Annotated in this window: 11 protein-coding genes; 3 read left to right on the top strand and 8 right to left on the bottom strand. The window is 63.1% G+C overall.

What is annotated here, in order from left to right; all coding sequences use genetic code 11:
• Positions 1-72: 72 nt before the first annotated feature.
• Positions 73-744 (bottom strand): GNAT family N-acetyltransferase, encoded by a 672-nt coding sequence (locus K8I61_00380; protein ID MBZ0270461.1) that lies wholly within the window; start codon positions 742-744, stop codon positions 73-75.
• 100 nt (positions 745-844) lie between these two features.
• Here K8I61_00380 and K8I61_00375 point away from each other — a divergent pair, with 100 nt between their 5' ends.
• Complete coding sequence (locus tag K8I61_00375; GenBank protein MBZ0270460.1) at positions 845-3,175, top strand: MMPL family transporter; 2,331 nt, start codon at positions 845-847, stop codon at positions 3,173-3,175.
• Positions 3,176-3,243: 68 nt separating this feature from the next.
• The gene (locus K8I61_00370) at positions 3,244-3,987 is read left to right on the top strand and encodes an outer membrane lipoprotein-sorting protein (GenBank protein MBZ0270459.1); all 744 of its coding nucleotides are present in this window, start codon (positions 3,244-3,246) and stop codon (positions 3,985-3,987) included.
• Here K8I61_00370 and K8I61_00365 read toward each other — a convergent pair.
• The 5 genes from K8I61_00365 to K8I61_00345 form a co-directional block, all read right to left on the bottom strand.
• Entirely contained in the window at positions 3,981-4,526 is a 546-nt protein-coding gene (locus tag K8I61_00365; protein MBZ0270458.1) for a TRAP transporter TatT component family protein, read from the bottom strand. The two genes, K8I61_00370 and K8I61_00365, sit on opposite strands and share 7 nt — an antisense overlap.
• Before the next feature lie 287 nt (positions 4,527-4,813).
• Positions 4,814-6,142, bottom strand: coding sequence for an outer membrane protein transport protein (locus K8I61_00360; GenBank protein ID MBZ0270457.1), 1,329 nt, complete (start codon positions 6,140-6,142; stop codon positions 4,814-4,816).
• A 6-nt stretch (positions 6,143-6,148) separates the two neighbouring features.
• A complete protein-coding gene (locus K8I61_00355; GenBank protein MBZ0270456.1) occupies positions 6,149-6,631 on the bottom strand; it encodes a hypothetical protein in 483 nt (160 codons plus the stop codon).
• Between the two features lie 10 nt (positions 6,632-6,641).
• Complete coding sequence (locus K8I61_00350; GenBank protein ID MBZ0270455.1) at positions 6,642-7,985, bottom strand: hypothetical protein; 1,344 nt, start codon at positions 7,983-7,985, stop codon at positions 6,642-6,644.
• Between the two features lie 23 nt (positions 7,986-8,008).
• Positions 8,009-9,547, bottom strand: coding sequence for a hypothetical protein (locus K8I61_00345; GenBank protein MBZ0270454.1), 1,539 nt, complete (start codon positions 9,545-9,547; stop codon positions 8,009-8,011).
• 141 nt (positions 9,548-9,688) lie between these two features.
• Here K8I61_00345 and K8I61_00340 point away from each other — a divergent pair, with 141 nt between their 5' ends.
• Positions 9,689-11,053: a hypothetical protein gene (locus K8I61_00340; GenBank protein MBZ0270453.1), complete on the top strand. Its 1,365-nt coding sequence runs from the start codon at positions 9,689-9,691 to the stop codon at positions 11,051-11,053.
• Here K8I61_00340 and K8I61_00335 read toward each other — a convergent pair.
• Both K8I61_00335 and K8I61_00330 read right to left on the bottom strand, forming a co-directional pair.
• Positions 11,050-12,000 (bottom strand): hypothetical protein, encoded by a 951-nt coding sequence (locus K8I61_00335; GenBank protein ID MBZ0270452.1) that lies wholly within the window; start codon positions 11,998-12,000, stop codon positions 11,050-11,052. The genes K8I61_00340 and K8I61_00335 overlap by 4 nt on opposite strands.
• Positions 11,997-12,929, bottom strand: a complete 933-nt coding sequence (locus tag K8I61_00330; protein MBZ0270451.1) for an alpha/beta hydrolase — start codon at positions 12,927-12,929, stop codon at positions 11,997-11,999. Before K8I61_00330 ends, K8I61_00335 begins: the two co-directional genes overlap by 4 nt.
• Positions 12,930-13,021: the final 92 nt, after the last annotated feature.

Genomic DNA, 13,021 nt, shown 5'->3' with positions numbered 1-13,021 from the left:
TAGCGGGAAGCTAATCCGCGGACTTCGCGGATCGCGCCGATTCAATGTAGGGGCGCGGAGAGTGTCGCGCCCCTACATTTGTCGTTCGGCGCGAATGTCGTCCGCGCGTACGCGCACCCGATGATGACCCGGAAACCCCAGCATCGGGCGCAGCAAACCCGCCGGTTTCGTTTTCGCGATCTCAAATCCCAGTCGCCGGTAGAACGCCATCGCGCGCTCGTTATCGATATCCACGTCCGCTTCGAGAAGCGATAACCCGCGCTTTATCGCCGCGTCGCGCATGGCGTCGATGAGCCGCGCGCCGATCCCCCGGCCGCGCATGTCCGGCGCGACGCCAAACGCCGCGAGATATAGCGCGCCGTCGGCGATCGACGCGGTCACTCGCGTCATCGCGAGCATGAACGCGAGCGACGCGCCAAACGACGTCGCGGGCATGACGCGCGCGATCTCGCGAACAAGGCGCATGCCCTCGCGTTTTTCCTGTCTGGCGTCGTAAACGAGCGCCGCTCCCCGGATTGCGTCCCGTCCAATCGATGCGACGAGGATGTTTTGATGTCCAAGCAAATGTCCCGCACGCGCGATCAGCCGCGACAGCCGCTCGACCGCGATCGCATCGTCGCCGCGCATCATGCGCCGGTAAACGCGCGGACCCGAAGCGAAAACGAGCGGCGCGATCGCGGGCGCCTCCTGGGCGCGCGCCGGCCGGATCGAAATCGTTTCTTCGATGGGCGAGGTGCCGTTCATGCGCATTCGAATGTAGCACCATGCCCGCTATACAACACGCCGCCTTTCTCCTAGATTTCCGCGAACCTTTCCGAGCGGAATCCGAAAGCACGCGATCTCCATGACCGGCCTTTTTACCTGGATCACGACGCGCCCCGTCATCACGATCGCGCTTTGCCTGGCGTTCACCGCGCCGTTCGCCGCGGGCTTAACGCGCCTTGTCGCCGATGCGAACGTCGAGAACATGCTGCCCGAGGGGCACCCCGCGGTGTTGGCGAAAGAGCGCATCGAGGAGGTGTTCGGCGCTGAAGACGCGATCACGATCGCGGTCGTGCGCGAGGACGGCGGATCGATTTACGACGCGGGAACACTCGCGCGCGTGAAGACGATCGGCGACAGGCTCGCCGAAGTTCGCGGCGTCGATCCGGCCAAGGTGTATTCGGTCTTTTCCGCGGAGAACATCGTCGCCGACGAGGGCGGGTTCGCGGTCGCGCCGCTCGCGGAGGCTGTGCCCGCGAACGACGAACAGATGAACGCGCTGCGCGAAGCCGTGCGCGGCAATCCGTTTTTTTACGGGTCGCTCGTCTCCAGAAACGGCGCCGGCACGCTGGTCTTCGGCGCGCTGACGCCCGCCGCGAACAAGGCGCAGGTTTACTTCGACGTGCGCGATCTTCTCGACGCGCTGCCCCCGGGGCCGGAGACGTTTTACGTGACGGGGCAGCCGGTCATCGAGGGCGTCATCGGCATCCACGTCGAGCGCGACATGGCCAAGATGATGCCGCTCGTTTCGCTCGTCATCATCCTGACGCTTACCGCGATCTTCCGCAGCGTGCGCGGCGTGGTGCTGCCGCTTGCCGTCGTGCTCCTTTCCGTCGTTTGCGCGATGGGTCTCATGGCCTGGTGCGGCATCCCGATCTACCCCATGACGACGATCGTCCCCATCGTCATCATGGCGATCGGCGTCGCCGACGGCATTCATATCGTGACGCGATTCGACGAAGGCGCGCGCCGTCACCCAAACGATTTTTCCCGCGACATCGCGCGGCGAACGATGCTCGAACTCGGGTCGCCCGTCGTGATGACCTCGCTGACGACCGCGGTCGGGTTTCTTTCGCTTCTGACAAGCGACATGCGGCCGATCTTTCACACCGGCGTTTTCACCGCGTTCGGCGTGATGGCGGCGATGGTATTTTCCCTGACGCTCATCCCCGCCGCGCTCTCGCTGCGGGAAAAGCCCGCCGTGCGTTACGCGATCACCTGGTGGGCGAACGCGGACAAGATGTTCGACCGCGTCGGCGTTACGGTCTTCCGGCGGCGTGCGGTCGTTCTCGCCGCCGGCACCGTTGTCGTCCTGGCGTCCGCCGCGCTCGTCTCAAGGCTCAACGTGGATTCCGATCCGATGGCGAACTTCAATCAGGAAGACCCGATTCCGATCTCGACGGACGTCATCAACCGCCTGTTCTCCGGCGCGATGACCGTGCACGTGACGCTCGCCTCCGGGACGGAAAAACGTTTTCTCGAGCCCGATGTCCTGCGTGCGATCGACGCGTTTCAGCGCGAGTTGGAGGCCGATCCGATCGTCGGCGCGACGGCGAGCGTCGTCGATCTGCTGAAGATGATGCACATGGCGATGTCCGGCGGCGGCGAGGAAAACCGCGTCGTCCCGCCCACGCGCAATCTCGCCGGCACGTATCTGATGCTCTATACCGGCGACAACCTCGACAAGTCGATCAACTACGCTCGCGACGAGACGGCGATCAGCGTGCGCCTGATGACGACATCGACAAAAACCGTCGGGCGGGCGGTTGCGCGCATCCGAGAGCTCATGGAAAAGCACTTCGGCGCCTTCTCCGACGTGACGCCGCAAGTCGGCGGCATGGGCGTCGTTCTCGTCGAGCTGACCGACATCCTTGTCTTTGGGCAGGTGTGGTCGATCCTGCTGTCGATCGCGGGCGTCTTTGCGATCACCGCGATCATGTTCCGTTCGCTTGTCGCCGGCGTTTTCAACATCGTGCCGATTTCCATCGCGACGCTCGTCAACTTCGGCGTGATGGGTCTTTTCGGCATTCCGCTAGAACCGGCGACGGCGATCACCTCGTGCATCGGCATCGGCGTCGGCGTCGATTACGCGATTCACTTCATCGCGAAATACCGATTCATGCGACGCACGTCGGGCGACATCGCGTCCGTCGTCGAAACCACGATGGGCACCGCCGGCAAGGCGATCTTCTTCAACGCGGCGGTCGTCATCGGCGGATTCCTGGTGCTGCTGGCGAGCGAATTTCCGCCGAGCCGCCACATGGGCGTGATGATCTCGTTGAACATGTTCACAAGTTTCGCCGCGGCGGTTACGATCCTGGCCGTGCTGCTGGCCGTCTTCGATCCACGTTTCGTACGCGCGGGCGGCGCGCCGATCGAAGCGCAAGCCAACCCGGCGGGGGAAGTCTCATGACCAATCTCCAATCGTCATTCTTCAATCTTCAATTCTCTCGATTTGCGGCTCTTCTCGCGGCCTTCTGCGTGGCGTTACTTTTCGCGGCGCCCGCCCGCGCCGAACTATCGGGCAAGGAAATCATCGCCAAATCGCGCGACGCGCAACAGACCGGCGCCACCGTCAACAAGATCGAGATGACGCTCGAGAACAAACGCGGCGAGACGCTTTCACAAAAACTCGTGACGCGCACGAAAACCGAAGGCGGTCTGACGCGCTCGGTCACGACGTTCCTCGCGCCGGACGAAACCAAGGGCACGAAATTCCTGATGGTCGAAAACGCGGGCCGTGACGACGACATGAAGATTTTTATCCCCGACCTCAAGCGCATCCGCACGATCAGCACCGCGCAGCGCAACCAGAGCTACATGGGGACCGACTTCGCGTTTGGCGACCTGGAGGCGCTCGATCCCGACACGGGCACGCACACGTTCGCCGGCGAAGAAACGATCGATGGCGCGGAAACGTACAAGGTCGAAACGACGCCCGATCCCAATTCGGGCACCGGTTACGCGAAGATGGTGAACTGGATCCGCAAGGACAACTTCATCCCCGTGAAGACGGAATACTACGACCGCGACGGCAACCTGAAAAAAGTGAAGACCGTCCACGACGTCACGCGCCAGGGCGACGGCTGGCTCATGAAAAAGATGGTCATGAACGACGTGCAGCGCGAACACCGCACGATCATCCAGGTCATCGACAGCGAACGAAAAGCGGTGGACGACGAATATTTCACCGAGCGATTCTTGAATCAAACGGATCGCTACTGACTCGCCGAGCGCGCCGTTTCCCGCAAGGTCAGTGCCTGCAAGCGCTCGTAATCCGCCCACGTGGACGGGTACGGATGATCGAATTCCGGCGCGAGCACTTTGTCGATGACGGCAAGCGCGTCGCCAGGGCGTTTTTTCTTCACCAGAAATTCCGCATAACTGATGTACGCGGCCTCGAACCGCGGCGCCGTTTCGATGGCGCGCAAAAAAAGCGCTTCCGCCTGCGCGTCGTCGCCGCCGAACAGTCCGGGCATGTCGGATAAAAAGCGCGCCTTCACAAGGATTGCGGGCCCGTAGTTCGGGTCGATTTCGAGCGCGCGTTCGTTTTCTTTCTTGATGACACGCACGCTCGGCAGTTGCGTCAGCGCGCCTTTCACCTCGACCTTGCTGCCGAGATTGATCGCGTAGAAGTAGTGCCCTTCCTTTCCGTTTGCGTTCAGCTCGATGGCCTTTTTCGCCGCCTTGACGCCACGTTCGGCCATCGCGACGCGCTCGGCTTTATCGCGGCCGTAACCCGCGCCGATTTCCAGCTCTGCCATCCGCCAATGCGCTTCATACGCGCAATCGCCGGATTCGGACGCGCGCCGGTACGCCGCGCGCGCCGCATCGAGGTGCGTACGCGATTCGTGATAGAGCGCAAAATGCGAGACGCCTTCGTTTATGAAATCGCGGCAGGATCGATCGGCGGATTGCGCGTTCGCCAAAGGCGCCATGGACAGAATGGACACGATGGACAGAACGGACAGGCAGGACAGGACGCGTGTTGGTGGAGCGCGGCGAGATCCTTCGCTTCGCTCAGGATGACAACGGCTCGAGCGTCTACGACTCATCGCGACGAAATCCCGACAGTCGCCGACACGCTGTACACGTCGCCCCACGCGTCGAGCGCCGGGAAGTCCGGATCTCGGTCGTTCGAAAGGTGGATGCGATCCATCTTGTGCCACTGGCCGGCAATCGCGAACTTCACCGGTTGCGGGAAGATTTCCCACGGGTCCTTCAGGTCCACGCCGCCGCCCGCGGAAAACACCCATTTGTCAGGATCGAGATAATTGCTTTCGCCGTTCTGGTCCGGCACGGGCGAGTTTTCGCGATACGCGCCGGCGCGCGCGGCGATCGACTTCAAGACATCGCGATCGAATTCAAAAACGTATTCGCCGCCGAAGCGCGCGTTCCACGTATCCCGGAAACGCGGGTCGGGATGCTCCAGAAAGAAGTTTTTCCACTTGGACCATTGCTTCCACAGCAGGTCGCCCGTCAACGTCGCATTCGACAGCGGCCTCCACGCGATGCCGCCGGCAATCTGCATCGGCGACCAACCCGTGAGCGTCAGGATCGGCGTCGTCGAGTTCGGAAGCTTGATGACGTCGCCGTTGAAAAACACCGTCGTGTAGTTTCGCGCCTCGCCAAGGCCATCGGCGGTGGAGACCTGATCCCGCCACACGAGCCCGAACGAGAGGCGATCCGGCTCGCCGTCAAGCGGCACGCGCACGAGAATTCCGGCGAGCGGTTCGAGCTTGCCCTTCGCGCGCGTGACGGTGCTTTGCGTCGCGGCGAATTCGTATTCCGGCGCGCCGATGTTCGTCTCGACCGACACATCCACCTTCGTATCCGCGGGCGCGGGCACGAGTCCCCCGCCGATGGAGAGCCACTCGAACAAGCGAAACGACGCGCCAAAATAGATCGGGATGAGGTTCAGATAGCGGTCGTGGTAGCGGTAGAAATACGGCGTATCCGGATCGTAGTAGACCGTAAAACTCTTGAAGTAATCCGAAAACCCGGCCGCAAGCGCGACGGTGAATCGCGACATGAAGTCCGTGGCGAGAAGGCCCTTCAATTCCATGTTCCAGGAAAGTCCGACGAGGTACAGGTTCGTGGACGGATAATCCGTGAACGCCTTGCTGCCGTGACGCCCGATCTTCATGTGGAGATCGGGATGCACGCCCTTGTAGCCCATGTCGAGCGCCAGACCGCGCGCGCGCACGAGAGCGGCCGGATTGTAGAATGACGCCACATAGTTGTTCGCCGAGGCGGTGCCCGTGTTACCCATCGCCATGTCGCGCGGACCGACGCCGAAGTCCTCGTAGATCTGCTCCATCTGCGCGAACGCGGGCCGCGCAAACAGCATCAGCAGGGCGAGGAGGACGGTTCGGCGCATCGTCGTTTAGTCCTCGCAGGCTTCGGCGGACATCTCGGCCATGCGTTCGCCGAGCACCTCGCCAAACAGCGCCCGCAGCGCGCCCGCGCGCTCCGTGCGTTCGCCCGGCGAAGCGCAAAGCTCCGCGTGAAGCGCGTCCACGTCTCGCCGGGTGATGTCTTGCCACGTGTCGCCGGGGAAGTAATCCGAAAGGCTGACGCGCAGCGCCGTCGTTTCATCGGCGGAGAGCATGAACGCCCACACGTCGCGCTCGCCGACGAACACGATCGCGACCCAGCCGTCCTCGCCGCCGATCGCGTCCGCGGTGATCGCCCCCGTTTCCGACCCGCATCCAAGGTCGCCGCCGGAGTCGTACGGGTCGTCGCCGCCGTAGTCCGGCTCTCCCACGGGCACGACGACCGTTTCCGGTGTTTCGCCCTCGGCGCAGTGCGTTCCGAAGAAGACGGGCAGCAGCAATACGGCCGCCCACACCCAACGCATTTTTCTCATGACCGCCTCCTCACCACGTGAGCTTCGCCGCGATCGCGCCGGACCAAAGGGCGCCGCCGGTCTCGATCTCGGGAAAGCTCGGATCGTTGTCATTCTGAATCGTCTTGTCCGCGAGCAAGTGCACCTGCACGTTCGCGTCGATATCCACCGGCGTCTTGATGACGCCGAGCACATCACCGATACGCACGCCGCCTCCCGCCGACACAACGGTCTTGTCGTTATCGAGAAAATTCCAGACGCCGTCTTGGCTCGGCACGGGCGACGGCTCGTAATAACCGCCGGCGCGCAGCGACCAGGATTCGATCCAGCCCGCGTCCGGAAAAAACGACTGCTCGACGCCCGTGCGATTTTGCAGCGTGTCGCCGAATTTCGGATCGGGCTCCGTCAGGAAGTAGCCCTTAAAGCGCGACCAGCGTTTGTAGATCGTATCGTTCGCCAGAAGCGCGCCGCGCCACGCCTTGACCGACACGCCCGCCGTTGCCTGCATCGGCGAAAAACCCGACAGCGTCGTCACCGGCACATCCTGCGGCGGCGTGGGCGTGATGCCGCCGTCGTCCCCCGGTGCGTGCACGATGATGCGATTGAGCGCGCGGCCCTTGCCGTCGATGACCTTCACCTCATCGCGCCACGACAGGCCGACGCGAACGCCGTCCTTCTCGCCCAGCACGGGGATACGCGCGATGACGCCGAGCACGGGCTCCGCGATGGAGTACGAGCGATTGACAAGCCCCTGCGTCGATTCATCGCGCCCGTCGGGCAGGTAGATGTCCGTGCGCACGCGCGCGTCGATGTACGTGTACGAAGGCGCGATGACGACACCGCCGCCGACCGCGAGCCAGTCCGTGATGCGGAACGCCCCCGCGATGTAGAGCGATAAAAGCGCGACGGGCCGGTCCTGATAGCGGAAAAAGTACGGCGTGTGCTCGTCGTAATAATTCGAATACGAATGAACGTATTCGCTGATCGCGAACGCGACGCCGAAGGAAACGCGATCCGTGACCTTGGGATTGATGAGCCGCGGCGCGTGCAGATCCCACGTGAATCCGTAGAGAAACCAGGAGGTCGGCTGAAAATCCGTGAATTTCTTCTCGTCGAATCCCGGCATCTTCATCGTCAATTCCGGCTGCAAGTATTTCCAGCCGAACGTCATGTTGGCGCCTTCGGTTTGATACAGCCCCGCCGGGTTGTAGAACGCGGCCGCGAAATCGTCCGCGACGGCGGTGTAGGCGTTTCCCATCGCGGCATCGCGCGGCCCGACGCCATATTCCTCAAACGCCTGGTTTGTCTGGGCGTGCGCTCGGATCGCGGCGAACGTCGCCGCGAACGCGATCGCGACCGCGATGAACAGGCGCATGGAAATTCGTGGAATGCCGCGCATCAGAAACTGTATTTCCCATCGACGAACGCGAAATTGCGTTCGTGCGCGAACGACAACAGCCGGCCTTCCGGCCCGCCGAACGCGATCACGCCGGCGCCGATCTCAAGGTCCGGCGTGATGTCGTAGCTCGTTTTGGTGGAAAATTGCATGTCCTCGCCGAACACATCGCCGTCGTTCCAGTCCTCGCGATCAAGCTCCGAGAGGTTGTAGAGAAGCTGCGCGTACACCTCGAGTTTGTCCTCGAAAAACGTCTGCCGCGCGTAAGCGATGAAAAAAGTATAGGCGCGGTCGGTCAGCAAATCGTCCGTGTCGCCGAGCGTGAACATCTGCAAGACCTGCGCGTTGATAAGAAGGTCGAAGGAGAACGTGTAATCCACGGCGGCGGTGTAGATCGCGGCCGGTCGCTCGACGATGCGCAGCTCGTCCGTGTAGAGATGACGGGGCGTTTGCAGAACTCCCTCGGCGCGCACGACCGACGGCCCCAGATTCGCCGCGAAATCGGCGCCGAATTGATGGCGCCGCTCGTAGCGCGTCTCGAACAGCGGCAGCGGCTCGGCGTCGCCGAGCAGGTCGCCGATCGCCTCGACGGAGAGCTCCTCCGATTCGAGCACGAGATCGCGAATGACGGGATTGAGGTACAACGTCGGCACGTCATCCAGGCCGTAAATGTACGAAACGGACGCGCCGACCGGCCCGGAGATCAGGCTCGCGCGCGCGGCGAGCTCGCCGTTTTCCGGCTCGGCGTCCGGCATCGGATAGACACCGTTCATCTCGCCGCGCGAAATCTCATCGGCGAGCTCGTCGCGCCAGTCCGGAAACCACGCGTCCGCGAAACGCACGAAGCGCCGCCCCTCCTCGGTCTCCTGCATGAAACCGACGGCTTGTTCGATCGGCACGCGGTTTCCAAACGGCGCGAAGTCGCCGCCGATGAGATCGACGCGCGCGGGCGCAAAAAACGGGATGTAGATCGCCTCGAAGCGCCACGGGCCCACGTAGTAATCCGCCTTGGCCATGAGGTTCGGGATCTTCACGTGGCCAAGCTCGGTGTCGATCGCGCGACGCAGATCCCAGGAGTTTACGGTATCCGTCGGGCTGACGACATCCGTCCTCCCCCACGTCACGATCTGGTGACCAAGCCGCAAATCCACCTGCCCGACGTGCACATCCGCGTACAATTCCTCAAGGCGCGGCTCGAACGTCGCGCCGTTTCCCTCGAAATCGCGGTTGCCACGTATTTCGTAATCGACGATGCCCGACAGCAATACGGAAAGGTTGGGCGCTGTGTTGAACAGGGCTCGCGCGAAGAGCAACTCACGCGTCGTCACAAAATCCTCGAAGGCGTCGTCGGCGACGAGGTCCGCGGTGGTGCGGCTTTGAAAATCGCCGGACAGAACCGCGCGAGGCGTGAACGCACCCTCGTCGATGAGATCCCACGCGTCCTGCGCCGCCGCCGAACGGGCAAGCGAAAGGACGATCACCGCCGGCACGTAAAGCGCGCGGGCGCCGCGCGCGACGCCGCGCCGGATGGGTCGATGCATAGGGTCCCAAATCCGGAATTTCGAAGCTTGCGGAGGTTAACGTAGCTCGGTTAGCGTGTCCATCGCCGCGGGCCGCCGGACGCGACCGGGTGGCGTTTTTTATCGACATACTCCCACGATAAGTGAAGTCAGGGCGTCCCGATGACCGACGTTCGGTTCCGCAAATATCTCGGCCCGGTCAGCGAGGCGATGAGCGTCCTTGATTCGCCCGGCGTGCCGCGCGGCGGGTACTGTTATCTCTCCGTGCGGGGCCGCGTCGACCTCGATGCCTTGCAGGCCGCGCTGGACGAAATCGTCCGCATTTTCCCCGGCCTCAACTGCCGCCTTTCCGAAGAACAGGCCGGCCTGCGCCACAAACTCGCCCGCGTCCCGCTCGACACGCCGCCACGGGTGCGTGTTGTCGATATCGCCGAACCCGGCGAAAAACCGCTCGGGCGTTTTGACGCGCTTCGCCGGGCGTTTGAACCCGAATACCTCACGCCCATGGACCTGTTCGCGGAGTCCTCGTTTCGCCTGTACCTCGCGCGTTTCTCCGACGGGTACGATGCGATCGTTTTCTACTTTCATCATGTCGGCTCCGACGCCGGCACGATGTTTCCGCTCATCCGCATCTTGCTGGCCCGCTATCATCAGACGTTGACCGGCGAGCATCCCGCGTGGGCCGACACCGAGGACATGGTCTCCACCGGCCGCGCCGCGCCCGCCGCGAGCCTTCGGCATTCGATCGTCGAGATGGCGCGCGAGTCGCGTCTGCACAAAAAGCATCCCATCATCCGCTACACGCCTCCGACGCGCGTCACAAGCTCGCGCCGCCACGTCGCGTATATCCTGCTCGACAAAAACGAAACGCGCCTTCTGCGCGATCGCGCCAAAGCCGCGGGTGCGACGGTCAACGATTTCGTGTGCGTCTCGATCGCGCGCATCATGGACGAAGACCTCGGCACGCCTCCCGGAACGCACTCCATCTGGATTCCCGTCAATGTCCGCACGGACGCCGACGTGCGCGACTGGCGCATGAACTATTCCACGTCGATCAACGTCGAACTGACGCGCGACGAACGCCTGGACGAGCGAACGATGACCGGGCTGTTCGTCGCGCGGCGAAAGCGCGCCACCGAAACCGGCCGCGCCTACGCCAATCTGCGCATGCTCGGCTGGCTGCTTTATTTCATGAGCTTTCTGCCGTACGCCAAACGCGCGCCGAAGCTCCACAAGCTGTTTTCGCAGCCGATGACCTTCATGCTTTCCAACGTCGGCGTGCTCTGGCCGCGACGCGTGGACGGGCGCGTCACGAGCGACAGCGAGATCACCCGCGCGGCGAACCTCGAGATTCTCGACTACATGGTGAACTTCGCCGTGGACGACAACATGGGACACGGCTTTGTCGCCTACACGTTTGATTCACGCTTTTTCGTGGCATTTTCGGTCTATACGGATGTTATGACGCAGCTGGCCGCGGACGCCTTCGTCAACCGCATTCGCGCGCGCCTGCTCGGCAAATCCTAACCGCCAAATTCATCGGCCAGTTCGGACAAAAACGCGTCGAGCTTCTTGATCCGCTCGTCCTTCGACGCGCTTCGGATGATCCCGCCCGCCGCCGCGGGATGTCCACCGCCGAGACCGCGATCTTCCATGAACGACGCGAGGTCGGGCGGCGACTCCTGCCTCTTGAACGGATTGAGCGCGGCGGAAACGCGCAGGTCGTTCGTCTTGCGATTCTGCTGATATTGCGCCGTCACCGTCACGAGCGCATCCACCTCCGGATGGACGGCGTAGGCCAGGTTGCGCGAAAACCGCGGCGCGCTGCGCATATCCGAAAAATCGAGCACGAGCAGTTTTCCACGCACGCGCCCGAGCTTGCGAACGATTTCGGCGAAGCTCTTCTTGCTCGATTCGTATTCGGCAAGGCGCGAGGTTATCTCCGGCATCGCGGCGATCGCGGCGACGGATGTATCGCGAAAACGCCGCGTCAGCCAGATCATGAACGCGCGCGCCGTCTTGAAGTCCTCCGTCGGCAGGTAGATCGCGCGGTTCACCAGGTTCGCCGGCGAATCCGCGAGCCACTCGTCGATCGACGCGTAATCCATGCTGTCGATCTTGTCCGCGTCGATAACGGTGTTTTCCATGAACGGCGGGAACGCCGCCTTGTCGCGCAGATGGTCGAACGCCACGCGCGCGGCCGACGGCGCCTCGAACGCCGCGCCCTCGCCGATCGACAGGCCGAGCTTTTTCGCCTCGTCGAGATTGCCCGGGTGATGATCGAACCACGCGCGGACCTCGCGCATCGGATGCGGCAGGTCGCAAACGATGTCCGTCGGGTCGAGCGGCGCGTTGCGCACCTGCGTCGGGCTTGTGAAAAAATACGCGTCGAGGCCGCTCCAGATCGACACCAGAGCCGCGGACACAAGCCCGTCGAAATCGTTGTGCGTCGCGATCATCGGCTCGTTGTTCATGAGCGGGCCGCCTCCTGTTCGCGCAGAAATTCGATCAACACGCGATTCACTTCCTCCGGCTCCTCCTGCTGCACCCAATGCGAACATCCGGGGATCCGATGCAGACGGCAAGGCGCGTCGATCTGCTTGTCGATGTCGTCAACGAGCTCCGGGCCGAGCGCGCGGTCGTTGCCCGCCCAGATGACAAGCGTCGGCACGCGAATCTTCGGGAAGCCGCGCACCTCGCGAAAGCTCTTTCGATCCGGAAGCACCGCTCGGTACCAATTGATCCCCGCGGTCAACGCGCCGGGCTGCGTCATCGCGTCGCGAAACTTGGCGATCACCTCGTCCGGGAACATCTCCTTGCGCCGCGCCCAGCCGCGAAACATCTTTTCCGTCTCTTTCCCGGGATCGCGCAGGAAAAACCACTCCGGCACGCGCGGGATCTGAAAAAACAGCATGTACCACGAGCGCAGCATCTGGCGCGGATTGGTCAGAACGTGCCGCAGAAAGACGCGCGGGTGCGGCGCGTTCATGATCGAGAGCGATCGCAAACGCTCCGGCTTGCGCGCCGCGTAAATCCACGCGACGCCTCCGCCCCAGTCGTGCGCGACCAGGTGCACCGGCCCGCCGCCGTGCGCGTCGATGAGCGCATCCACGTCCGCGCATAGATGGTCCATCGAGTAGTCGATCTTGTTCGGCGGACGCTCGGTGAGGTTGTAGCCGCGCAGGTCCGGCGCAATCGCGCGAAAGCCCGCGCCGGCGAGCGCGTCGATCTGATAGCGCCAGGCAAACCAGTGCTCCGGAAAGCCGTGCAGCATCAGGACGGGCGGCCCGTCGCCCTTGCGCACCACATGGAAACGCAGCGTGCTTGTCGGCACGGTCGCGTGCTCAAAGGAGTCGGTATCGACGGAAAGCATCGAGGAATGAGCGTCGGCAAATTCGCGCACTCCGTCAACCGCGATTTGCCGGAAACGCCCGCGCCTGCCCGCGCGTATCCTTCGACGATCCGGCGCAACGGTTTTCACGCCGATCGGGAGAA

Source organism: bacterium (assembly GCA_019912885.1).
Taxonomy (GTDB): Bacteria; Lernaellota; Lernaellaia; order JACKCT01; family JACKCT01; genus JAIOHV01.
Note: the sequence above shows the minus strand (reverse complement) of the source record. Positions and strands in the feature narration are given on the sequence as shown.

What these genes read in the sequence shown, in the direction of transcription:
- K8I61_00380 (MBZ0270461.1), bottom strand. Translation starts at nt 744, where the DNA reads ATGAACGGCACCTCGCCCATCGAAGAAACGATTTCGATCCGGCCGGCG.
- K8I61_00375 (MBZ0270460.1), top strand. Translation starts at nt 845, where the DNA reads ATGACCGGCCTTTTTACCTGGATCACGACGCGCCCCGTCATCACGATC.
- K8I61_00365 (MBZ0270458.1), bottom strand. Translation starts at nt 4,526, where the DNA reads ATGGCAGAGCTGGAAATCGGCGCGGGTTACGGCCGCGATAAAGCCGAG.
- K8I61_00360 (MBZ0270457.1), bottom strand. Translation starts at nt 6,142, where the DNA reads ATGCGCCGAACCGTCCTCCTCGCCCTGCTGATGCTGTTTGCGCGGCCC.
- K8I61_00355 (MBZ0270456.1), bottom strand. Translation starts at nt 6,631, where the DNA reads ATGAGAAAAATGCGTTGGGTGTGGGCGGCCGTATTGCTGCTGCCCGTC.
- K8I61_00350 (MBZ0270455.1), bottom strand. Translation starts at nt 7,985, where the DNA reads ATGCGCCTGTTCATCGCGGTCGCGATCGCGTTCGCGGCGACGTTCGCC.
- K8I61_00345 (MBZ0270454.1), bottom strand. Translation starts at nt 9,547, where the DNA reads ATGCATCGACCCATCCGGCGCGGCGTCGCGCGCGGCGCCCGCGCGCTT.
- K8I61_00340 (MBZ0270453.1), top strand. Translation starts at nt 9,689, where the DNA reads ATGACCGACGTTCGGTTCCGCAAATATCTCGGCCCGGTCAGCGAGGCG.
- K8I61_00335 (MBZ0270452.1), bottom strand. Translation starts at nt 12,000, where the DNA reads ATGAACAACGAGCCGATGATCGCGACGCACAACGATTTCGACGGGCTT.